19 protein-coding genes are annotated in these 22159 nt (G+C 67.9%); 4 read left to right on the top strand and 15 right to left on the bottom strand.

The window, feature by feature from the left end; translation table 11 throughout:
- Window positions 1–342: 342 nt before the first annotated feature.
- Window positions 343–1614, bottom strand: coding sequence for a tyrosine--tRNA ligase (gene tyrS / locus AC5Y4C_RS18325; protein WP_499963989.1), 1272 nt, complete (start codon window positions 1612–1614; stop codon window positions 343–345).
- A gap of 57 nt (window positions 1615–1671) precedes the next feature.
- The gene (locus AC5Y4C_RS18320; protein WP_499963991.1) at window positions 1672–2283 is read right to left on the bottom strand and encodes a DNA-3-methyladenine glycosylase; all 612 of its coding nucleotides are present in this window, start codon (window positions 2281–2283) and stop codon (window positions 1672–1674) included.
- 57 nt (window positions 2284–2340) lie between these two features.
- On the opposite strand from AC5Y4C_RS18320, the gene AC5Y4C_RS18315 reads away from it, so the two are divergent.
- From AC5Y4C_RS18315 to AC5Y4C_RS18305, 3 genes are read left to right on the top strand one after another with little or no spacing between them, the layout of a single operon-like run.
- Complete coding sequence (locus AC5Y4C_RS18315; protein ID WP_499910097.1) at window positions 2341–3105, top strand: ABC transporter ATP-binding protein; 765 nt, start codon at window positions 2341–2343, stop codon at window positions 3103–3105.
- Window positions 3039–3857, top strand: coding sequence for an ABC transporter permease (locus tag AC5Y4C_RS18310; protein WP_499963993.1), 819 nt, complete (start codon window positions 3039–3041; stop codon window positions 3855–3857). The genes AC5Y4C_RS18315 and AC5Y4C_RS18310 overlap by 67 nt, the downstream gene beginning before the upstream one ends.
- Before the next feature lie 2 nt (window positions 3858–3859).
- Window positions 3860–4480 carry a TetR/AcrR family transcriptional regulator gene (locus AC5Y4C_RS18305; protein WP_499910143.1) on the top strand — a complete coding sequence of 207 codons (621 nt, stop codon included), beginning with the start codon at window positions 3860–3862 and terminating at the stop codon, window positions 4478–4480.
- Here the strand turns inward: AC5Y4C_RS18305 and AC5Y4C_RS18300 are convergent.
- The 3 genes from AC5Y4C_RS18300 to AC5Y4C_RS18290 all read right to left on the bottom strand — a co-directional run bounded on the left by AC5Y4C_RS18300 (window position 4446) and on the right by AC5Y4C_RS18290 (window position 8224).
- Window positions 4446–4670 carry a Trm112 family protein gene (locus AC5Y4C_RS18300; protein ID WP_499910092.1) on the bottom strand — a complete coding sequence of 75 codons (225 nt, stop codon included), beginning with the start codon at window positions 4668–4670 and terminating at the stop codon, window positions 4446–4448. The two genes, AC5Y4C_RS18305 and AC5Y4C_RS18300, sit on opposite strands and share 35 nt — an antisense overlap.
- Window positions 4667–5170, bottom strand: a complete 504-nt coding sequence (locus AC5Y4C_RS18295; RefSeq protein WP_499963995.1) for a hypothetical protein — start codon at window positions 5168–5170, stop codon at window positions 4667–4669. The genes AC5Y4C_RS18300 and AC5Y4C_RS18295 overlap by 4 nt, the downstream gene beginning before the upstream one ends.
- An 84-nt stretch (window positions 5171–5254) precedes the next feature.
- Complete coding sequence (locus AC5Y4C_RS18290) at window positions 5255–8224, bottom strand: acyl-CoA synthetase (protein WP_499963997.1); 2970 nt, start codon at window positions 8222–8224, stop codon at window positions 5255–5257.
- 79 nt (window positions 8225–8303) lie between these two features.
- Here AC5Y4C_RS18290 and AC5Y4C_RS18285 point away from each other — a divergent pair, with 79 nt between their 5' ends.
- Entirely contained in the window at window positions 8304–10052 is a 1749-nt protein-coding gene (locus AC5Y4C_RS18285; RefSeq protein WP_499963999.1) for an ABC-F family ATP-binding cassette domain-containing protein, read from the top strand.
- On the opposite strand, the gene argH is transcribed toward AC5Y4C_RS18285, so the two are convergent.
- The 10 genes from argH to pheS form a co-directional block, all read right to left on the bottom strand.
- Window positions 10049–11449, bottom strand: a complete 1401-nt coding sequence (gene argH, locus AC5Y4C_RS18280; protein ID WP_499910084.1) for an argininosuccinate lyase — start codon at window positions 11447–11449, stop codon at window positions 10049–10051. The genes AC5Y4C_RS18285 and argH overlap by 4 nt on opposite strands.
- A 94-nt stretch (window positions 11450–11543) precedes the next feature.
- The gene (locus AC5Y4C_RS18275; RefSeq protein WP_499910082.1) at window positions 11544–12743 is read right to left on the bottom strand and encodes an argininosuccinate synthase; all 1200 of its coding nucleotides are present in this window, start codon (window positions 12741–12743) and stop codon (window positions 11544–11546) included.
- Window positions 12744–12761: 18 nt separating this feature from the next.
- Window positions 12762–13259, bottom strand: coding sequence for an arginine repressor (locus AC5Y4C_RS18270; protein ID WP_499910080.1), 498 nt, complete (start codon window positions 13257–13259; stop codon window positions 12762–12764).
- A complete protein-coding gene (gene argF / locus AC5Y4C_RS18265) occupies window positions 13256–14179 on the bottom strand; it encodes an ornithine carbamoyltransferase (protein WP_499964001.1) in 924 nt (307 codons plus the stop codon). The genes AC5Y4C_RS18270 and argF overlap by 4 nt, the downstream gene beginning before the upstream one ends.
- A complete protein-coding gene (locus tag AC5Y4C_RS18260) occupies window positions 14176–15318 on the bottom strand; it encodes an acetylornithine transaminase (RefSeq protein ID WP_499964098.1) in 1143 nt (380 codons plus the stop codon). The genes argF and AC5Y4C_RS18260 overlap by 4 nt, the downstream gene beginning before the upstream one ends.
- A gap of 26 nt (window positions 15319–15344) precedes the next feature.
- Entirely contained in the window at window positions 15345–16226 is an 882-nt protein-coding gene (gene argB / locus AC5Y4C_RS18255) for an acetylglutamate kinase (protein ID WP_499910076.1), read from the bottom strand.
- Window positions 16223–17437: a bifunctional glutamate N-acetyltransferase/amino-acid acetyltransferase ArgJ gene (argJ, locus tag AC5Y4C_RS18250; RefSeq protein WP_499964003.1), complete on the bottom strand. Its 1215-nt coding sequence runs from the start codon at window positions 17435–17437 to the stop codon at window positions 16223–16225. The genes argB and argJ overlap by 4 nt, the downstream gene beginning before the upstream one ends.
- On the bottom strand, window positions 17434–18468 hold the full coding sequence (argC, locus tag AC5Y4C_RS18245; protein WP_499964005.1) for an N-acetyl-gamma-glutamyl-phosphate reductase: 1035 nt from the start codon (window positions 18466–18468) through the stop codon (window positions 17434–17436). The genes argJ and argC overlap by 4 nt, the downstream gene beginning before the upstream one ends.
- 133 nt (window positions 18469–18601) lie before the next feature.
- On the bottom strand, window positions 18602–21088 hold the full coding sequence (pheT, locus tag AC5Y4C_RS18240; RefSeq protein WP_499964007.1) for a phenylalanine--tRNA ligase subunit beta: 2487 nt from the start codon (window positions 21086–21088) through the stop codon (window positions 18602–18604).
- Entirely contained in the window at window positions 21088–22131 is a 1044-nt protein-coding gene (gene pheS / locus AC5Y4C_RS18235) for a phenylalanine--tRNA ligase subunit alpha (RefSeq protein ID WP_499964009.1), read from the bottom strand. The genes pheT and pheS overlap by 1 nt, the downstream gene beginning before the upstream one ends.
- Window positions 22132–22159: the final 28 nt, after the last annotated feature.

Raw genomic sequence — 22159 nt, 5'->3', positions numbered from 1 at the left:
ACGCAGGCATGGCAAAACAAAAAAACAACAAACAAAAACCACCAAACACACTATTGAGTTCTCAAACAACACACCCGCACCGGCCGCGCAACCAGCCCGCGGCTTGAGCCGCGTACCAGTGTGCGGACGGCGAGGCGCCCACCGAAGTGGACTTCCCTCTGGGAAGCCATCGCGCTCGGCGGACGAGGCCGCGTCGCAACGGCTCCATTAAGTTACGTGAGGGACGACGTAGAGTCAAATACGCTGCTAGCGCACAGGTTTCGCCTCGGTCGGCTCATGTCTGCGCACGGGCCGTGGCCCCGCCAGCGGCTCATCCCTGCCAATGGTCTTCGCGCCAGCGGCTCATCCAACACGCTCGACGCCGGCAATATTCCTCTTGCCTCGCCGCAGCACCAGCCACCGTCCATAGAGGTAGTCGCCTGATCGAGGCGTCCAGTCCTCCGAGTCGATCCGGACGTTGTTGACCGACACTCCCCCCTCGGCAATGGTCCGACGCGCGGCACCCTTGCTCGGCGTGAGCCCAGTGGCCACCAACAGGTCCACGATCCCATCCGGTGCACCCGGCTTCAGCTCTGCGACCGATGCTTCCCGCAGCGCGGCAGCCAGCGTCGGCTCATCGAGGCGTGACAGCTCGCCGCGGCCGAACAACGCCTGACTGGCGAGCTCCACCGACTCCGTCGCCGCCTCGCCGTGCACCAGCGTGGTGAGCTCGCGCGCGAGCCGACGCTGCGCAGCCCTTTCGTGTGGCCGCGTCGTCGTCGCCTCGGCGAGCTCCTCGATCTCGTCGGCGGTGAGGAATGTAAACCAGCGCAAGTACCGGACGACGTCGGCGTCGGCCGTGTTGATGAAGTACTGGTACCAGGCGTACGGGCTCGTCATGTCCGGGTCCAGCCAAAGGTTGCCACCGCCCGTGGACTTGCCGAACTTGGTGCCGTCCGCAGACGTCACCAACGGAACCGTCAGCGCGTGCACCGTTGCGCTTTGCTTCTGGCGGACCAGACGCACGCCGGCGATGATGTTGCCCCACTGATCCGACCCGCCGATCTGCAGTGTGCAGTGGTGCCGCCGGAACAATTCCACATAGTCGTTGGCCTGCAACAGCATGTAGCTGAACTCGGTGTAGGAGATGCCCTCGCCGTCGAGGCGACGCCGGATCGTGTCGCGGTCGAGCATCACGTTGACGGAGAAGTACTTGCCGACGTCGCGGAGGAAATCGATCGCGGTCAGCTCGGATGTCCACGAGAGATTGTTCTCGACGATCGCGCCGGCGGGTCCGTCGAAATCGACGAACCGCTCGAGCTGGCCACGGATGCGCGCGGCCCACTCGGCGACCGTGTCGCTGGTGTTGAGCACCCTCTCGCCGGTGTCGCGGGGGTCCCCGATCAGTCCGGTGGCACCACCGGCCAGCACGATCGGCCGGTGCCCGAACTGCTGGAAGCGGCGCAGCGTGAGCAGCGGCACGAGATGGCCGGCGTGCAGGCTGGGAGCGGTCGGGTCGAACCCGGCGTACAGCGTGACCGGTGGTGCGGCCAGTTCGGCGGCGAGTGCGTCGGTATCGGTGGACTGTGCGATCAGCTCACGCCAGCCCAGCTCATCGAGGATCGTCGTACTCACCAGGTCGATCTTTCCGTATTCGGCAGATTTGGATCGCATGCGGCAGCGCGGCCGACGTCAGCTGCTGGATCCCGGCGCAGGCGCGCGGGGACTACGGCGATACGCCGACACCTCGGGCCGGCCTGCCAACCAGAAGCGCCACGCCCGGTCCGCAGCCTGACTGACTCCGACGCGCGGCCCGCTTTCCGCAGCGAGCGCGCCGCGCAGCGCGAGCCGAACGGGGCTTGCGGTGTCGAACAGGTCGACGCCGTAGTGATCCATCGTGATCCCGAGTGCCGAACACAGGTTGCCGGGCCCGCGCGCCAACGCTCGCTCACGCACTCCCTCCCCGCGGCGTGATCGGGCAACGTCGATGCCGTCGTCGACCACCGCAGCTCGCAGTAATACCGCTGCCGCCGTGCCCTCTGGGCCACACACCACGTTGGCGCAGACATGGATGCCGTGACTGCGATATGTGTACAGCCTGCCGGCCGCGCCGAACATCACTGCATTGCGGCCGTTGAGCCCCCGAAACGAATGCGACGCCGGGTCCGGCCATGGCCCATTCGGTGGTCCGCCATAGGCCTCGACCTCGACGATTGTGGCGCTGACGTCATTTGTGACCAGGCGAGCACCCAGTAGCCGCCTTGCCGCGGTGGGCGGATCGACGACAAGCGACTCAACTCCCACCGCACAGATTGTGCCTGTCCCTTGACACCGGCCCCCGCGAGGCACAAAATTCATCTCATGATGAGTTCATCGAGTGGTGAATTGTTGGGGCGAGGCGCGGAGGCCGCCATTTCCGTCGAGCACCTGCGCGTCATCCGCGGGAAGCGCCCCGCTATCCACGACCTGTCCGTGCAGATCGCCGGCGGCACGATCACCGGCCTGCTGGGTCCGTCCGGGTGCGGCAAGACCACGTTGATCCGCTCGATCGTCGGTACACAGATCGTGGCCGCGGGAACTGTCACTGTGCTCGGCCAGCCGGCCGGCGCGCCGGCGCTGCGTCGGCGCATCGGCTACATGCCGCAGGATCCGACCATCTACAACGATCTGCGGGTCGTCGACAACGTGCGCTACTTTGCGGCGCTGTACGGCATGGGTGCCGACGACGCCGACGCGGCGATCGACGCCGTCGGCCTCGGCGAGCACCGGTCCGCCTACAGCGCGAATCTGTCCGGCGGACAACGTGCCCGGGTGTCGCTGGCCTGCGCTCTGGTGTGTCACCCGGATGTGTTGGTGCTCGACGAACCGACGGTGGGACTCGACCCGGTGTTGCGAGCCGATTTGTGGCAGCGGTTTCGTGCGCTCGCGAAAAGCGGTGTCACGCTTCTGGTTTCGAGTCATGTCATGGACGAGGCGGACCACTGCGACGACGTGGTGCTGATGCGCGAAGGACATCTGGTAGCTCACACGACGCCCGCCCGACTACGAGAGGACACAGGATGCAGCTCACTGGAGGAAGCGTTTCTGTCCATCATCAGGCGCAGCACCGAGCGCCAAGCCGGATAGGGCTGCGCGGCTACACCGCCAGCACTGCACGCATCCTGCGCCAGCTGGCCGCCGACCGACGCAGCATCGCGATGATTCTGCTGGTGCCGGTGCTCATCATCACGCTGATGTACTTCATGTTCCACAACGTGCCGTCACGCCCGGGCGCGCCGTCGGGATTCAACACCGCGTGCCTGGTGCTGCTCGGCCTGTTCCCGTTGTTCGTGATGTTCGTGATCACCGCGATCACCATGCAGCGCGAAAGAGCTTCAGGCACTTTGGAACGCATACTGACAACTCCATTGCGCCGACTCGATCTGTTGGCGGCGTACGGCACCGCGTTCTCCATAGCTGCCGCAGGGCAGGCGACGCTGGCGTGTGTCGTGGCGTTCTGGATTCTCGGGTTCACCACCGCAGGCAGTCCGGCGTGGGTGTTCGTTATCGCGATTGTCAACGCAGTGCTCGGGGTGGGTCTTGGTCTGCTGTGTAGTGCGTTCGCGCGCACCGAGTTTCAGGCAGTGCAGTTCATCCCGCTGGTGATGGTGCCGCAGCTGCTGCTGGCCGGGATCATCGTGCCGCGCGCCGCGATGCCCGAATCGCTGCAGTGGATTTCCAACGTCATGCCCGCCAGTTATGCTCTCGAGGCGCTGCAGCAGGTCGGGGCCCATCCGGAGCTGACCGGTACCGCGGTGCGTGACATCGTCGTCGTCATCGGCTGTGCGGTCATAGCGCTGGCCTTGGCGGCGGCGACACTTCGGCGAAGGACTCCGTGAGGTTGACGACGACACCGCAGCGACGCCGGCCCGGACGACCGGCCGGCACATCGGATACCCGGGAGCGAATACTGGTCTGCGCGCGAGAACTGTTCGCGCGCAACGGTATCGACAAGACGTCGATTCGCGCTGTGGCAGCCGCGGCCGGGGTCGATGCGGCATTGGTGCACCACTACTACGGCAGCAAGCAGCAACTGTTCGCCGCGGCCATCCATGTGCCGATCGATCCGATGGAGGTCATCGGTCCGTTACGCGAAACCCCGGTCGATCAGATCGGCTATAGGTTGCCCAGACTTCTGCTGCCGCTATGGGATTCTGAGGCCGGCAAGGGCTTCATCGCGACGATACGCTCGCTGTTGGCAGGGTCGGAGGTGACGTTGCTGCGGTCGTTTCTGCAAGAGGTGATCGCCGCGGAAATCGGACCGCGCGTGGACGATCCACCGGGCTCGGGCGCGGTCCGCGTGCAATTCGTGGCGTCACAGCTCGTCGGCGTCGTGATGGCGCGCTACATCTTGGAGCTGGACCCGTTCAAGTCACTGCCTGTCGAGCAGATCGCGGAAACGATCGGACCCAATCTGCAGCGCTATCTCACTGGCGATCTGCCGGGCTGGCCAGCGACATGAGCCGGCGATGTTCGTCGTCGGACACGTCGACGGCCTCGTCGACCAGAAGCACTGGGATGCCGTCGTCGATCCGGTAGGCGCGGCGCAGCCGCGGGTTGTAGAGCACATCGTCCACATAGAGCAGTGGTCCCCGATCGGCCGGGCAGACCAGGATGCTCAGCAGCTTCTCGTCGAGACCGGCTTCGATCATCCGGGCGGACCGACCGACTGCCCGGGTGCCCGGCCGTCACCCACTGTCCACGGGTTGCCACCGATGTTGATGCCGCCCGGGCCCACAGTGATTCCCCCGGGGCTGCTCGGGTTGTACTGGTTGATGCCGATCGAGTAGTCGTTGCCGCCCTTCGACGCCGCCTTCGCCTGCTCGAGCCGGTGGTTCTGACCGGCGACCAAGGCCTTGAGGGCGTTGATCAGCGGGGTCTGGTTGGGCCGGTACTTCAGCGAATCCTGCACGGCGGTGAGCTCGCCTGCCGTGGGCTTGACCCCCATGGACCGCAGCTTCAGCGACTGGTTCAACAGGCTGGATATCTGGCCCGCGCCCGCGGCGGTGGTGAATTCCTGTGCCAGATCGTCGAGCACGTCGGCGCGGGCCGTGCCGACTGCGGGGCCGAATGCGAGCGCCATCGCGAGTCCGGCGCCCGCGAGTGCCGCCGTGACTGCTCGTCGCACGCTGTTCTTCGGCTCAATCGTCATGCGATCCCTCCCGAAGCCGATGGCGAAGCGGCGATGTGCCACCGACGGAGCTTAACAGCGGTCGAGGCCCGGTAACAGGCGTGATCAGCGGGACGCTTGTTCCCACTCGGCGCGGGCCGGCGCGGTCAATCGCTTGTAACGGTTGGTCTCCGGATCCAGGAACCACGCGTGACGACCGGCCTTGGGGATGCCCGCGTGGCGAAGCGCGCCCACCGTCGGCCGGTACGAGGCGCTCAGCGTGAGATCCGGCACCACGTGCACGAAATCCGGTCGGTCCTTACCCAGGGGGGCCATCGCCTCGCTCAGGTCTGCCGCCGAGATCGCAGCCCCGCTGCACATGGTCACCGCCGTCACCGCGACCTGGTGGTTGCCGACGTCCACGCCGTACGTCACGGCGAGGTCGACGGCCGGCATCAGCGAGATCGTGTCGTTGATCGGGGCGTCGAAGACCGCACCGCGGGCCGTGCGGATCACCGAGCTGCGGGTGCCCATCAGCCAGAAGTCGCCGTCGCCGTCACGCCGGAACAGATACTCGGTGGAGATCCAGGTGTCACCGGGTGAGAACACCCCCCGCTTGACCGACGCGTGCGGATCCACCGGTCCCCGCGGCCGGGCCAGCAGCACGCCGACCTCGTCGGTGCCCGCTCGCCGCACGAATCCGCGCTCGTCTTCGAGGATCAGGTCCGACTCGGGGTCGTATGCGGCCAGTTCGACATACGCCGCCCCGGGCAGCGGCCTGCCCTTGCTGCCGACCTTGGCGCCCGCGACGTTGGCGAGTACCGCCTGCCCGTCGGTGGTCGCGAAGAACTCGACGACATGGGCCGGCGCAAACTCGTCGACAACACGCTGCCACAACCCCGTCGGCATGCCCGAACCGATGAACAACCGCACCGGATGGTGGCCCTTCAAGTCGAAGGCCGGGTCCTGCAGCACCTCGCGCAGCATCGCCCAGGTGTACGTCACCACCGACACGCCGTACTGGCGTATCTCGTGCACGAACCGGTCCGGGCGCAGCCCACGCGACAACGCGATCCGAGAGCCGCCGACCACGGCACCGCCCAAGCTCACCAACAAACCGGAGGGATGATGCAGCGGGGTGAGGCAGTACACGGTGTCGCGGCGGCTCAACGCGGCCGTCGACGCGGTTCCGAACGCCGACAGCGCCCATCGGTAGTTGGTGATCTGCCGGGCCACCAGCTCGCCCCCGCTTTGGGCGAACGCGACGAAGGCGATGTCCTTGGCCAGGCCCGGGTTTGGCCGGTACCAGCCCGGCAGCTCGACGGCGTCGGGGTCGATCTTCTCCATGTCGATCACGGCGTCGTCGTTCGGCATCAGGTGCAAGTCGCGGCTCTCGCCGCCGCCGAGCACCAGAAGTTGAAGCGACAGTCGGCGTGCGGCTTTGAGGTTGGTGGGATCGGTGATGATCTGGTGCACGCCGCCGAGGCGAGCGGCCGCAGCCAGGTCCGCGTCCGGCGGCATCAACACCGCGACGGCGCCCAGCCGCGACAGCGCCGCAATGGCGACCAGCGCGCTGGGCCTGGTCTCCATCAGCACACCGACCCGGTCGCCTTGGCGCACACCGACTTCGATCAGCCCGCGCACGACGTTGTTGATTCGGGTGTCGACGGCCTCGTAGGTGTGCACGCGGCCGTCGAACAGCAGGCACTCCCCCTCGGGTGCGTTGGCCGCCTGCTCGGACATGATGCGGCCCAAGGAGATCCGGGTGTGCTCGTTGATCTGGCCGAGACGAGCCAGCCGCGGCAACGTGCGGGCGGTTTCGACAGCCAGCGACCGCATGGACTTGTTCGCGGCGACGACGGCGTTGCCCGCCGAGCGGGCGATGTCGAACGCCACTTCTGATGCGACGCCGGCGCCGTGAGCCACCCGGGATGCCAACGGCACACCGCTCTCCTTGTGTTCGGTCGGCTGGGGAGACATCCGGCAGATGCCTTCAGGCATGTTGCCTTCGCCGGACAGCCACTTCACCCAGGCGGCGACGGTCGGCCATGTTTGGGTGGACGCCTTGGAGCCGACGACGAGCCCGAAATGGCCGCTGCGGATGCAGTATTCGTAGACATCAGCGTTGGGCGCCGCACGCTGGATACCGCGCACGGCCGCCGGCTGTCCGATGTCGTCGACCTCGCCGATGACCGCGAGAATCGGCACGACGATGTCGGTCAGCGTGACCAGCTCGCCGTGGATCGAAAAGCCGCCCGTCATCATCCTGTTGTGGGCGATGAACTGTTTGAGCAACTCCGAGATCGCCGGACCGCCCCAGGCGATCCACCCCTCGCGCTCCAGGAAGCGGCGCTGCTGTTCCCGCGGCAACAACGCTTCGCGGTCGTGGAGCTGACGCAAGAAGTCGATGCGCGCTTTCGCGGTCTTGACTGGGTCCAGCAGCTGAAAACCGGTGCGGGCCAACCAACCTGGGATATCGACACGGCTGAACACATGGTCGGCCATGAATTCGGCGGCCGCGGGCGCGATGTTGGGCGGAAGCCCCATCGGCAACGCTGCGAGCGTGTCCACCGGCGAGCCGAACGCGATGATGCTCGCGAGATCGCGCGAGCGTCGATAGGCGGCGGTCTGATAGGCCCACATGCCGCCCTGCGAGTAGCCCGCGAGGTGAATGTCTTGGCCGGTCGTCTTCTTGACCGTGTCGATGGCCTCGCTGATCGCGACGATGTGGTCGGCGAGCGTGCGCTCCATGCCGCCTTCGACGCGATCCGGCGAGCCGAAGTCGATGACCCACGGATCGATTCCGGCCTTGTGCAAAATGCCGACGGCGCCGTCTTCACGCGTGACGTCCCACATATCCGCCGACATCATCATCGGATGCACCATCAGGACCGGCGGCCCGACGGGCGATTGCCCGTTGCGATTGTCCGGCGGAAAGTACCGCCGCAGCCGGTACATCGGTACGCTCTCGACGATCTGGAAGGGAGACGGGACGGTCCCGGTCTCCAATCCGCCGTAGCGGAGCACCTCGAGGCCGTTCTGAGCGGTGGCGATCAAGCGGCCGATCGGCCTGGTGATCGGTGACAAGTCCACCATCGGCGCTGCCTCCACCCTTCGACGTCCCCCAGATTGCCGCCCGCCATTCTGGCACGTCGCTACATATCATCGGCGGCTGATGCCCAACCTCATCAACGCCGAGCGCGTCACCGTCTCCTACGGCACGCGCACCCTGCTCGACGCAGTCAGCCTGGGGGTGGACGACGGCGACGCGATCGGGGTCGTCGGGCGCAACGGCCACGGCAAGACGACGCTGCTGACCACCTTGGCCGCTGTCCGCGCGCCCGACGGTGGCCGGATCACGCATACCGCGGGCTTGTCGGTCGGCTACCTCGGCCAGACCGACGACTTCGACAGCAGCCACACGGTGCGCCGGATCATCGTCGCCGGCCGGCCCGACCACGTCTGGGCAGGCGACCCGACCACCCGTGCCGTGGTCCAGCACCTGCTGGCGGGCGTCGACCTGGACGCCGCGGTCGGGACGCTCAGCGGTGGTGAGCGCCGCAGGGTCGCGCTGGTGGCCGTGTTGCTGGCCCGCCACGACGTGCTGATGCTCGACGAACCGACCAACCACCTCGACGTGGAGGCCATCGGTTGGCTGGCCGGGCATCTGGCCGCAGGTGCCGCGAGGGCGCTGGTGATGGTCAGCCACGACCGGTGGTTCCTCGATGCGGTCTGCACCCGGATGTGGGAGGTGCACGACGGCGTGGTCGACGCTTACGACGGCGGGTATGCGGCGTACGTGCTGGCTCGCGCCGAACGGATGCGCCTGGCGGCCAGCGCCGAGGCGCGCCGGCGCAACCTGATGCGCAAAGAGCTGGCGTGGCTTCGGCGTGGACCGCCGGCGCGCACCTCCAAACCCAGATTTCGCATTCAGGCCGCCAACGCCCTCATCGCCGACGAACCACCGCCGCGCGATTCTTTGGTGCTGCAACGGTTTGCCGCCAGCCGGCTCGGCAAGGACGTGTTCGACCTGCACGGTGTGCGGCTGGAAGTGGGTGGCCGCTGCGTGCTCGACGGGGTGGACTGGTCGATCGGCCCCGGTGCCCGCATCGGGCTGATCGGCGTCAACGGCACCGGCAAGACTTCGGTGCTGCGGCTGCTGGCCGGCCACCTGTCACCCACTGCCGGAAAGATCAAGCGGGGCAAGACTTTACGTATCGGCTACCTCAGCCAGGGTTTGGCCGAGCTGGCCGGTGAGGAACGTGTCCTCGATGCGGTAGAGAGTCGGCGGCGCATCGCACAGCTTGCCGGTGGCCGGGAGGTCAGCGCGGCGACGCTGCTCGAGGACTTCGGATTCACCGGCGACCTGATGACAGCACGGATCGCTGACCTGTCCGGTGGCGAGCGCCGGCGGCTGCAGTTCCTGCGGCTGCTGCTGGACGAGCCGAACGTGCTGCTGCTCGACGAGCCGACCAACGACCTCGACCTCGACACCCTGACCGTGGTCGAGGACTACCTGGACGGCTGGGCGGGCACGTTGATCGTCGTCACGCATGACCGGTATTTCCTGGAGCGCGTCACCGACGTCACGTACGCACTTTCCGGCGATGGCCGCTGCGAGCTGCTACCGGGTGGCATCGATCAGTATCTGTCGGCGCGAGAACACGATTCGGGTTCACGCGGCGGAGCCGATCGGGATCGGGCCGAGTCGGCTGCCGCGCGGGCTCGGCGCACCGGAAAGGAGCTGGCGCGCATCGAAAGTCAGCTCGACAAGGTGCAAAGGCGAATCGCCGAGCTGCACGAGGTGATGGCCGCCGCCGCCCACGATCATGTCCGGTTGGCCGAGCTGACGGCCGAATTGGACTCCGTCACACGACGTAAGGCCGAGCTCGAAGACGCGTGGTTGGCGGCGGCAGAAGGTTAGCGCTCCAGCGCATTGCGCAGGTGATGTGCTTTCTCCTGTACGACGTCAAGCTGCCTGGCAACCTGCGCCGGTGCGGTGCCCCCGCGGGCGTCACGGGAGGCAACCGAGCCCTCGATTGTCAGCACCTCGCGAACCTGCGGCGTGAGCTGGGGGTGGGCCTGTGCGAATTCCTCGTCGGTGAGATCTTGCAGCCCTACCCCGCGGGCCTCGGCGATGCGGACCGCCGCGCCGGCGGCTTCATGCGCGATACGGAACGGAACACCTTGCCGGACCAGCCATTCGGCGACATCGGTCGCCAGTGTGTACCCGGCAGGCGCCAGAGCAGCCATCCGCTGCTCGTCGAATTCCAAGGTCGACACGAGGCCGGCCATCGCCGGCAGCAGCAGCTCCAGCTGCGCCACCGAGTCGAACACCGGCTCCTTGTCCTCCTGCAGATCGCGGTTGTAGGCCAGCGGCTGGGCCTTGAGCGTGGCCAGCAGACCGGTCAGGTTGCCGATCATCCGGCCGGACTTCCCGCGGGCCAGCTCGGCGATGTCGGGGTTCTTTTTCTGCGGCATGATCGAACTGCCGGTCGACCACGCGTCGGCCAGCGTCACATATCCGAATTCTGTCGTGCTCCAGAGGATCACATCCTCGGCAAGCCGCGACAGATCCACACCGATCATCGCGAGCACGAACGCCGCCTCGGCGGCGAAGTCACGTGCAGCGGTAGCGTCGATCGAGTTGTCCGCTGCCGCCACGAAACCCAGCTCGTCAGCGATCGCATCCGGGTCCAGCCCCAACGACGAGCCGGCCAGTGCACCGGACCCGTACGGTGACGTGGCCGCGCGCTTGTCGCAGTCGACGATGCGTTCGACGTCCCGCAGCAGCGGATGCGCGTGTGCCAGAAGGTGATGCGCCAGCAGCACCGGCTGGGCGGGCTGAAGGTGCGTCTTACCCGGCATGATTGCGGCCGGGTAGGCGGCGGCCTGGGTGGTCAACGCCGCGACGACGTCGAGCACACCCGCGCCCACGCGGCGCAGTGCGTCGCGCAGCCACATCCGGAACAGCGTCGCGACTTGGTCGTTGCGTGACCGCCCGGCCCGCAGCCGTCCGCCGAGGTCGTCGCCGACCCGTTCGATCAGTCCGCGCTCCAGTGCGCTGTGCACGTCCTCGTCGCTGTCGTCGGGGCGGAAGCTTCCGTCGGCGACGTCGGCGGCGAGACTGTCCAACCCGGCAAGCAGCCCGTCGCGCTGCTGTTCGGTGAGCAGCCCGGCCCGAAAGAGCACGCGGGCGTGGGCTTTCGAGGCTGCGATGTCGTAGGGGGCGAGGGCCCAGTCGAAGTGGGTGGACTTGCTCAGCGCGGTGAGCTCAGGCGCCGGCCCACCGGCGAACCGGCCACCCCACAGCTTGCTCAACGCCCGCCCCTTTCCCCGCGAGCGTGCGCGTCTGTACGGCGACACGCCGGGGCTGGTGTGCAACGGCGCACGCTCGTGCCATGGCGAGGGAGCATCACGTGCTCAGGTCGCGGCGGGCGGCAATCTTCGACGACAGCCCGTGGACGTGGACGAAACCTCGTGCGGCGGACTGGTCGAACGTATCGCCCTCGTCGTACGTGGCCAGGTTGAAGTCGTAGAGCGACTCCGGGCTGCGGCGGCCGTTGACGGCGATGTGCCCGCCGTGCAACACCATTCGGATCTCACCGGTGACGTGTTCTTGCGTCTTGGCGACGAACGCCTCCAGCGCGGTCTTCAGCGGCGAATACCACAGCCCGTCATACACGAGCTCCGCCCAGCGCTGATCGGTGGTTCGCTTGAACCGGCCGAGTTCGCGTTCCAACGTCACGTGTTCGAGCTCGGTGTGCGCGGTGATCAACACCATCGCACCGGGGGCCTCGTAGATTTCGCGGCTCTTGATCCCGACGAGGCGGTCCTCGACGACGTCGAGGCGGCCGACGCCTTGCGCGCCGGCCCGCCGGTTGAGCTCTTCGATCGCTTCCAGCACGGTCACCGCGCGGCCATCGATCGATACCGGCACACCGCGTTCGAAGCCGACGATCACCTCATCAGGCGTCGACCAATTGAGGGTCGGGTCTTCGGTGTAGGCGTACACGTCTTTGGTGGGCGCGTTCCACAAATGCTCCAGGAACCCGGTTTCCACTGCCCGGCCCCAGACGTTCTGGTCGACGGAGAACGGTGAGCGCTTGCTGACGGTGATCGGGATTGCGTTCTCCTCGGCGAACGCGATGGCCTTCTCGCGGGTCCACGCGTAGTCGCGAACCGGCGCCAACACCTCGAGATCCGGTGCCAGCGAGGCGAATCCGACTTCGAAGCGCACCTGATCGTTGCCCTTGCCCGTGCAGCCGTGTGCGACCGTACTGCCGCCGTACTCCCGTGCCGCGGCCACGAGGTGCTTGACGATCAGCGGTCGGCTGATCGCCGACACCAGTGGGTAGCGGTCCATGTACAGCGCGTTCGACTGGATCGTGGGCACGCAATACTCGTTGGCGAACTCGTCGCGCGCGTCGACCACCACCGCCTCGACCGCACCGCAGTCGAGGGCACGCTGGCGCACCAGCTCCATGTCTTCGCCGCCCTGTCCGAGGTCGATCGCCACGGCCACCACCTCGCGGCCGGTCTCTTTGCCGATCCAGCTGATCGCCACCGACGTGTCCAGACCGCCGGAGTACGCCAGGATGACGCGATCAGACATCGATAATCTCCTTGTTAGTCAACGCAATTCGTCAAGTCGGGTGGCCAGCTGGGCACCGGTCATCGGGTCGCGTGCGACCACCAGTATCGTGTCGTCGCCGGCGACGGTGCCTACGACGTAGGGAAGGGCGGCCCGGTCGATCGCCAGGGCCAGATAGTGGGCGGCGCCCGGCGGGGTGCGCAGCACGGCAAGGTTACCGCTGGCATCGGTGGAAACCAGCAGCTCGCCCAGCAGCCGCGAAAGCCGTTCCGTGCCACCGGAAACTCCGCGCACTGGGCTACCGTCCTCGGGGACCACGTAGGCGCCCGCGCCGCCGTCGGCGCCGCGCAGCTTCACCGCGCCGAGCTCTTCGAGATCGCGCGACAGGGTCGCCTGAGTGGTTTCGATGCCCTCTTCGGCCAGTGCGGCGGCCAGTTCGCTCTGACTGCGTACAGCGCGCGACGACAGGATCGCCACGATGCGGGCCTGCCGGGCGGCGCGGCTGGTACCGACCTCGGGTGCTTTGCCAGTGGTCATCGGCTCCGCTCCAGCAGCCAGACCAGTAGCGCCTTCTGGGCGTGCAGCCGGTTCTCGGCCTCGTCCCAGACGGCACTGTGCACACCGTCGATGACCTCGTCGGTGATCTCGTCACCGCGGTGGGCCGGAAGGCAGTGCAGCACAAGGGCATCGGCGTGCGCATAGCCCAGCAGCCGCCTGTCCACCCGGAACGGCACGAACGGTCCGACCCGGTCGAGCCCGTCGTGCTCCTGGCCCATCGATGTCCACGTGTCGGTCACGAGCACGTCGGCGCCGTCGGCAGCAGCCGCCGGGTCGGAGGTGACCGTGACGGATGCGCCGGTCTCGGTGGCGCGCGCCTCGGCGGCGGCGAGTACGTCGGGATGTGGTTCGAATCCTTGCGGCGCCGCAACGGTGACGTGCATGCCGGCGGTCGCGCCGCCGAGCAGCAACGAGTGCGCCATGTTGTTGGCTCCGTCCCCGAAGTACGACAGTCGGAGACCGGCGAGGTGGCCCTTGCGCTCGACGACCGTCTGCAGATCAGCCAGCACCTGGCAGGGGTGGAATTCGTCGGACAGCGCATTGACCACCGGCACCGTGGCGGCAGAGGCCATCGCGGTGAGCCGATCCTGGCCGTAGGTGCGCCACACGATCGCGTCGACATAGCGGGACAGCACCCGCGCTGTGTCTTCCAGTGTCTCGTCGCGGCCGAGCTGGGTGGCACGCCCGTCGACGACGACGGCGTGGCCGCCGAGTTGGGCGATGCCGAGTTCGAACGAGAACCGGGTGCGTGTCGAGTTCTTGTCGAAGATCACCGCGACGCCGCGCGGGCCGTCGAGCGGCCGGCGACTGAAGGGATCCTTCTTGATCTCGGCGGCCAGCTGCAGCACGTCGGCCTGCTCGGCGGACGTGAGGTCGTCGTCGCGCAAAAAGTGCTTCACTGGCTTGCCTTTTCGAGCACGTGCGGCAGGGCGCTCAGGAACTCGTCGATCTGCGCCTCGGTGATGATCAGCGGAGGTGCGAGCCGCACGACGTTCGGGGCCGGCGCGTTGACCAGGAAGCCGGCTTCGCGGGCGGCCGACTCCACCGGCTTGGCCACCGGCGAGCGCAGCACGACACCGCGCAGCAGGCCGCGGCCGCGGACATGGTCGACGAGTGGGTGGTCGAGGGACTCGATGCCGTGGCTGAGGGTCTTACCGAGCACACCGGCACGCCCGACGAGGTCCTGCTCGCCAATGGTGCGCAGCACCGCCAGTGCTGCCGCCGCACACACCGGGTTGCCGCCGAAGGTGCTGCCGTGCAGGCCGGGTGTCATCAATCCGGCGGCTCGGCCCACGGCGATGCAGGCGCCGATCGGCAGCCCGCCGCCGAGGCCCTTGGCCATGGTGACGACGTCGGGCGTGATGCCGTCGTGCTGATGGGCGAAGAATGCGCCGGTGCGACCCATACCGGTCTGAACCTCGTCGAGCACCAACAATGCGCCGTGCGCGGCCGTGATCTCCCGCGCCGCAACAAGATAACCCGCGGGGGGGACGACCACGCCGCTCTCACCCATGATCGGCTCGAGAAACACCGCCGCGGTGTCATCGGCTACAGCGGCTGCGAGCGCGTCGATGTCGCCGTACGGCACGTGCGTCACGTCGCCGGGCAGCGGTTCGAACGGCGCCTGCTTGGTGGGCTGGCCCGTCAACGCCAGCGCACCCATGGTGCGGCCATGGAACGCTTCTTGTGCCGCGACAAGTTTCGTGCGCCCGGTCAGCCGCGACAACTTGAACGCCAGCTCGTTGGCCTCGGCTCCGGAGTTGCAGAAGAACACCCGCGCGTCGGCGTCGGCGCCCAACAGCCCTATCAACGCCTCCGCCAACGCGATTCCGGGTTCATGCATGTAGAGGTTCGACGTGTGGCCCAGGGTGTTCAACTGGCGCGTCACCGCCTCGATGACGGCGGGGTGGCGATGGCCGAGCACGTTGACCGCGATGCCGCCGAGCAAATCGAGGTAGCGGTTGCCGTCGACGTCGGTGACGACGGCGCCGTCGCCGCTGGCCAACGCCAGGGGCGGCGTGCCGTAGTTGTCCATCATCACGGCGGCCCAGCGGTCTTGCAGCGTCACGCTTTCACCACCTTCGTGCCTGTCCCGGCGTCAGTGAGCAACTCGACCAGCACGCAATGGTCGACGCGGCCGTCGATCACGTGTGCACTGGGCACCCCGGCCGCCACCGCCCGCAGACACGCCTCCACCTTCGGCACCATGCCGGCGTCCAGCGTGGGCAGTAGCTCGGCCAGCGTATGCGTGTCGATTTCGCTGACGAATGAGCTGCGGTCCGGCCAGCGGGTGTAGATGCCCTCCACATCAGTGAGCATGAGCAGCTTCTCGGCTGCCAACGCTTCGGCGAGCGCCGCGGCGGCGGTGTCGGCGTTGATGTTGTGCACCACTCCGTCGGCGTCGGGCGCCAACGAGGAGACCACCGGAATACGGCCTGCCGCAATGAGATCCAGCACCGCGGCGGTATTCACGGCAGCCACGTCGCCGACCAGGCCGATGTCGGTGGCCACGCCGTCGACGGTCACGCTGCGCCGCACCGCGGTGAACAACTGGGCGTCTTCTCCGGTGATGCCGACCGCGTAGGGCCCGTGCGCGTTGATGTGGTTGACCAGCTCACGACCCACCTGCCCGAACAGCACCATCCGCGCGACGTCGAGCACTTCCGGCGTGGTGACGCGGAAGCCGGCCTTGAAATCGCCCGCGATGCCGAGGCGTTTGAGCATCGCGGTGATCTGAGGCCCTCCCCCGTGCACGACGACGGGGTGAATACCGCAGGTGCGCAGGAAGACCATGTCCGCGGCGAACGCCTGGCGCAACGCATCGTCGGTCATCGCGTTGCCGCCGTACTTGACCACGACGATCTTGTCGTGCAGTGCCTTCAGCCACGGCAGCGCCTCGGCGAGCACATGTGCCTTGATCTGCGGCGTGAGCGTGGGGGCGGTCATGAGCTGTAAGCCGAGTTCTCTTCGACATAGCCGTGCGACAGGTCAGTGGTCCGGATTGACGCGCGCGCGTCGCCGACACCGATGTCCACCGTCACGTCGACGTCGGGCGCGCTGAGGTCCACTTCACGTGCCCCGGGTGCGCCAACCCCGTCAGTGCATACGCGAAAGCCGTTGAAGGACACGGTAATTCGGTCGGGATCCAGCTGAACCGGCGCCATCCCGACGGCGGCCACCACCCGGCCCCAGTTGGGGTCGGAGCCGAACAGCGCGGTCTTCACCAGGCTGTCGCGGGCGATCACGCGTGCCGCGGTAAGCGCGTCGTCTTCCGTCGCAGCCCCGGTCACGGTGATCGTCACCCGCTTGGTGACGCCTTCGGCATCGGCCTGCAGCTGGATGACGAGGTCGTCGCACACCCGTAGCAGGGCGTCGTCGAGATCGGTTTGGCTGGGCGCGATCTCACTGGCGCCGGAGGCCAGAAGCACGACGGTGTCATTGGTGGAGCAGCTGCCGTCTACGTCGAGCCGGTCGAACGTGGCCGCCGTGGCCCGGCGCAACGCGGTGTCGAGCGCGTCCGCATCGGCGACCGCATCAGTGGTGATCACGCACAGCATGGTGGCCAGCGACGGCGCAAGCATTCCAGCGCCCTTGGCCATTGCGCCGACGGTCCAGTTGTCGGCGTGGTGCAGCGCAACCTGTTTGGGCACGGTGTCGGTGGTCATGATGGCGCGTGCAGCTTCTTCACCGCCGGACAGCCCGCCGGCCAGGTCGTGGACGATATCGCGCACGCCGTTAAGCACCTTGTCCATCGGCAGCCGGTCACCGATCAACCCGGTCGAGCAGACGCCCACCTCGATGGCGCCGGTTTCGGTTCCCCAGTCCGACAGCGCAGCCGCTACCGCTTCGGCGGTCGCATGGGTGTCCTGGAAGCCCTGCGGGCCTGTGCATGCGTTGGCGCCACCGGAGTTGAGAATCACGGTGCGCAGGCGGCCGGTGGTCATGACCTGCTGTGTCCACAACACCGGGGCGGCCTTGACCTTGTTGCGAGTGAACACCGCAGCTGCGTGGTAGTCCGGTCCTTCGTTGAACACCAGGGCCAGATCGAGGCCACCGGACGCTTTGATGCCCGCTGAGATGCCGGCCGCGCGAAAGCCCGCAGGGGCGGTGACACCCTGGGTGCGGACAAGCCGAGTATGCGTCGACAGCCCCGTCACGGCGCCACCCCGACGATCGAAAGTCCCTCAGTCTCAGGCCATCCCAACGCAAGGTTCATCGACTGCACCGCTGCGCCGCCAGTACCCTTGACGAGGTTGTCGATTGCGCACACGGCGACGAACATGCCGGCGTCCTCGTCGACCGCGATCGCTACCTGGGCGGCGTTGCTTCCGACGACCGCACCGGTGCGCGGTAGTTGGCCTTCTGGCAGCAGGCACACGAAAGGCTCGCTGTCGTAGGACTTTTCGTACGCCTCTCGCAGCCGCGACAGCGGGGTGGCCGTCCGCGCGGTGCAGGTGGCCAGGATGCCGCGTGACATCGGGACCAGCACCGGGGTGAACGAAACGTGCACGGGACGGTCGGTGAGCGCCTGTAGTCCCTGCGCGATCTCGGGCGTGTGGCGGTGGACGCCCCCGATGTTGTAGGCGCGCGCCGACCCGATGACCTCCGAGCCGAGCAGGTCCGCTTTGGCGGCGCGCCCGGCGCCTGAAGTTCCGCTGACGGCTACGACGGTGACGACGGGCTCGATGAGGTTTTCGTCGACGGCGGGCAGCAGCGCGAGCAGCGCCGCCGTCGGGTAGCAGCCTGGCACCGCGATGCGACGCGCGCCGCGCAACCGGTCGCGGTGGCCGGGCAATTCGGGCAGGCCGTAGGGCCAGCTGCCGGCATGCGGCGAGTCGTAGTAGCGCTCCCACGCCGCTGCATCGGTGAGGCGGAAGTCCGCGCCGCAGTCGATGATCAGCGTGTCGGGGCCGAGTTGTTCGGCGAGTGCTGCGGAGTGGCCGTGTGGCAGGGCGAGAAAGACGACGTCGTGCCCTGAGAGCACGCGCGCCTCGGTGGGTTCGAGCACCCGAGCGGCCAGCGGCAGCAGATGCGGATGGTGCTCGGCCAGCGTGCTGCCGGCACTCGTCGCAGCGGTGAGGGCTCCGATCGTCAGGCGGCCGTCGGCGTAGGCGGGGTGGCCGAGCAGCAACCGCAGGATCTCCCCGCCCGCATACCCGCTTGCCCCTGCGACAGCTACCGTGGTCATAGGGCAAATTTTCGCATGGTTATGCAAACCGTTGCAAATTCATTCCCGCGACAGGTGGCGAGCGTGCGCTCTTGTACGCACGGCACCGGCGTGTCGGTGTGCAAACACGCGCGCTCGCGGCAAGGAACGGATGTCAGCCGCGCTGAACCGCCCCGACCCGCTCGGCGGCGAGGCGCACCGCCGACTGCCGCGCCGCAGAGGCCTCTTCTTCGGTCAGCGTGCGGTCGGCGGCCCGGAACCGCAGCGCCAGCGTCAGCGACTTGCGGCCCTCGCCGATCTGCGGGCCGGTGTAGACGTCGAAAAGCTGGATGTCCTCCAGCAGTTCGCCAGCGCCTTCCCGCAGCGCGTCGATCACGGCTTGGGCGGCGACATCGGTCGCGACGACGAGGCTGACGTCCTGGAACACCGCCGGGAACGGCGACACCGTCGGCGCCGGCAGCGTCTCGGCGATCGGGATCGCGTCGAGATCCAGTTCGACCGCGCAGGTGCCCTTCGGCAATCCGCTGCGCTCCACCACCGCCGGATGCAGTTGGCCCGCATACCCGACGACCGTGTGCCCGACCAATACTTGCGCACACCGGCCCGGATGCCACGGCAGCTGTTGAGCCGCGCGCAGCGTCAGCTCGACGCCGGCCGCACGCGCCACCGTGCGCACTGCCTCGAACGCGTCGGCCGCTTCCACCGGCCGGCCCGGCCCCCACGGCCCGCGCGGCTCGCGCAGTCCGGCCATCACCGCGGCGACGTGCTGCGGTTGGCGCGGCAGTGAGTCGTCGAGCGCGGCGATCTCCGCGTCCGTCGGGCGGCGATCCACCGGCAGCGGGTCGCTCGCCCGGGTGCGCTCCGTCGGCAACACCACCTGCTCGACCGCGAACAGCGAGACGTCGACGAAACCACGGGATACGTTGCGACTCAATGCTTCCAATAGTCCTGGCAGCAGCGTCGTCGCCAACTCCGGACGGTCTGCCTCCAGCGGGTTGAGTACCTTCATCGTGACGCGTCGCGGATCGTCGTCCGGCAGACCCCACTGGTCGAACACGCCCGCGGGCAGAAATGGCGACGGCAATACCTCGATGTAGCCGGACAGCGCGAGCGACTTGCTGATCGCCCGGCGGCGTTTCTGCCCAGCGGTCAGTCCGCGGCCGGGCGGCGCCAGCGGCATCACCGACGGAATCAGCTCGAGCCCCTCGAGCCGCAGTACCTCCTCGACGAGGTCGGCCCGCTGCAGAAGATCTGGCCGCCAGCTCGGCGGCGTCACGGTCAGTGTTGCGTCGCACGACGTCACGGTCCCGCCGATCTGCTCCAGGCGCCGCCGTGTGGCACCGTCGGGATAGCTCACCCCTGCCATGCGGTCGGGCAGATCGGCGGCCATGTCGATGGGCGGCATCGACCAGTCGTCGCGGGGCGGCTCGCCGCGCCAGTCGGTGAGCTTGGGTTGCACTGTGCCACCGGCGATTTCGGCCAGCAACGCCGATGCGCGGTCGAGAGCGGCGACGGAGATCGCCGGGTCGACGGATCGCTCGTAGCGGCGCGCAGACTCGCTGGGCAGATGCAGTCGGCGCTGCGTGCGCGACACGGCGGCGGGGTCCCATACGGCAGCCTCGAGCAGCACGTCGGTGGAGTCGTCGCGCATCTCGGTGGTACCGGCGCCCATCACGCCGCCGATCGCCGCGGTGGCGACGTCGTCGACGATCAACACGTCGTCTGCGGTCAGCCGGCGTTCGATGTCGTCGAGGGTGACGACGGTTTCGCCTTGCCGCGCGAACCGCACACGCAGCCCGCCGGTGATCCGGTTGCGGTCATGCGCGTGCATCGGATGGCCGAGCTCGAGCATCACGTAGTTGGTCACGTCGACGGCCGGCGAGATCGGCCGGATCCCGCACAGCAGAAGCCGCCGGCGCAACCACCACGGCGACACCGCGGCCGCGTCGATGTCGGTCACCGGACGCAGCGCGAACCGCCGCACACCCGTTGCGGGGTCGATGCTCAACGGCCAGGCCTCGCCCTCGGCGGGCAGCGCCGGCACGTCGGCCGGGTCGACGAAGTCGAGGTCGTAGGCGCACGCGATCTCGCGGGCCAGGCCGCGCACAGACAAGCAGTAGCCGCGGTCGGGGGTGATCGCCAGATGAAACACCACATCGTCGAGTCCCAGGACTGGCGCCGCGTCGTCACCGGGCGATGCCGTGCCGTCGGGCAGCACGATGATCCCGCTGTGGTCGGCGCCCAGCCGCAGTTCGGCCGCCGAGCAGATCATGCCGTCGGAGATCCGCCCGTAGGTCTTGCGCGACCCGATCGTGAAATCACCCGGCAGCACCGTACCGGGAAGCGCCACGACCACCAGCTCGCCGACCGCGAAATTGGTTGCGCCGCAGACGATGTCGCGAGGATCATGCTCACCCACATCCACTTTCACCGCGCGGATCGGCTTCTTGAACTCGGTGAGTTCTTCGATGTCGACGACGCGGCCGATGGTGAGCGGGCCGGTGACGGGCCCCACCGGGATGATCTCTTCGACCTCGTGTCCGATGCGGATCAACGCCTGCTCGAGCTCGTCGGGCGGCACGTCCCATCCGGGCGCCCCGGCCTGCACGACGTCGCGCAGCCAGCTGTACGGAACCCGCATCAGGCTCCTACCCCGAACGGCAGCGAGAAGCGAATGTCGCCTTCGACCATGTCGCGCATGTCCGAGATGCCGTTGCGGAACTGAAGCGTGCGTTCCAGGCCCATACCGAACGCGAAGCCGGAGTAGACATCGGGGTCTATTCCGCAGGCGCGCAACACATTCGGGTGCACCATTCCGCAGCCGCCCCACTCGACCCAGCCCGCGCCGCCCTTCTTGCCGGCGAACCAGACGTCCACTTCGGCCGACGGCTCGGTGAACGGGAAGAAGTGCGGGCGAAAGCGGGTGCGGCCCTGCGGCCCGAACTCCGCGCGCGCGAACGCGTCGAGCGTGCCACGCAGATGGGCCATGGTCAGCCCCCGATCCACAGCAAGCCCCTCGACTTGGTGAAACACCGGAGTGTGCGTGGCGTCGAGCTCGTCGGTGCGAAAGGTGCGCCCGATCGAGACGACGTACACGGGCAGCTCGCGCTCGAGGAGCGCGCGGATCTGCACCGGCGACGTGTGGGTGCGCAGCACTTGGCGTGAACCCTCCGGTGCGACGTGGAACGTGTCTTGTTCGCTGCGCGCCGGGTGATCAGGCGGGAAGTTCAAAGCGTCGAAGTTGAACTGCTCCGTTTCCAGCTCCGGTCCCTCGACGAGCTCCCAGCCCATCGCGACAAACGTGTCGGCAACGTGCTCACCCAGAATCGTGATCGGGTGCCGCGCCCCGACCGGCTGGCGGGTGGACGGCAGCGTGACGTCGATGCGTTCGCCGACCAGCACGGCGGCGTCGCGTTCGGCTCGCAGTACAGCCAGCCGCTCGTCGTAAGCCCGCTGCACCTCGGCACGTGCGATGTTGACCCGTCGGCCGGCGTCGGCGCGATCCGTCTTGGGCATGCTGCCCAGAGCCTGGCGGGCCAGTGCCACCGGCGAGCGGTCGCCCAGATGTTCGGTCTTGGCCCGTGCCAGCGCGTCGAGGTCGGCAGCCAGATCGAAGGCATCACGAGCAGCACTGACTGCCTTGGCCAGTGCTTCTTCCGAGAGGTCCACGGGCTGATCAGCCACCCGGCGATCATAGGTGATGCCGGTGCGC

The organism is Mycobacterium sp. NGS35, assembly GCF_059812855.1.
The sequence above is the reverse complement of the archived record's forward strand: the minus strand, read 5'-3'. Positions and strand labels throughout refer to the sequence as shown.

Excerpts from the sequence above, each read along its gene's own strand:
- AC5Y4C_RS18310 (WP_499963993.1), top strand. The coding sequence starts at position 3,039 with ATGCAGCTCACTGGAGGAAGCGTTTCTGTCCATCATCAGGCGCAGCAC.
- AC5Y4C_RS18300 (WP_499910092.1), bottom strand. The coding sequence starts at position 4,670 with ATGATCGAAGCCGGTCTCGACGAGAAGCTGCTGAGCATCCTGGTCTGC.
- AC5Y4C_RS18290 (WP_499963997.1), bottom strand. The coding sequence starts at position 8,224 with ATGGTGGACTTGTCACCGATCACCAGGCCGATCGGCCGCTTGATCGCC.
- AC5Y4C_RS18295 (WP_499963995.1), bottom strand. The coding sequence starts at position 5,170 with ATGACGATTGAGCCGAAGAACAGCGTGCGACGAGCAGTCACGGCGGCA.
- AC5Y4C_RS18270 (WP_499910080.1), bottom strand. The coding sequence starts at position 13,259 with ATGACCACTGGCAAAGCACCCGAGGTCGGTACCAGCCGCGCCGCCCGG.
- AC5Y4C_RS18260 (WP_499964098.1), bottom strand. The coding sequence starts at position 15,318 with ATGATGGACAACTACGGCACGCCGCCCCTGGCGTTGGCCAGCGGCGAC.
- AC5Y4C_RS18315 (WP_499910097.1), top strand. The coding sequence starts at position 2,341 with ATGATGAGTTCATCGAGTGGTGAATTGTTGGGGCGAGGCGCGGAGGCC.
- AC5Y4C_RS18275 (WP_499910082.1), bottom strand. The coding sequence starts at position 12,743 with ATGTCTGATCGCGTCATCCTGGCGTACTCCGGCGGTCTGGACACGTCG.
- pheT (WP_499964007.1), bottom strand. The coding sequence starts at position 21,088 with ATGCGGGTTCCGTACAGCTGGCTGCGCGACGTCGTGCAGGCCGGGGCG.
- argC (WP_499964005.1), bottom strand. The coding sequence starts at position 18,468 with ATGACCACGGTAGCTGTCGCAGGGGCAAGCGGGTATGCGGGCGGGGAG.
- AC5Y4C_RS18285 (WP_499963999.1), top strand. The coding sequence starts at position 8,304 with ATGCCCAACCTCATCAACGCCGAGCGCGTCACCGTCTCCTACGGCACG.
- argB (WP_499910076.1), bottom strand. The coding sequence starts at position 16,226 with ATGACCGCCCCCACGCTCACGCCGCAGATCAAGGCACATGTGCTCGCC.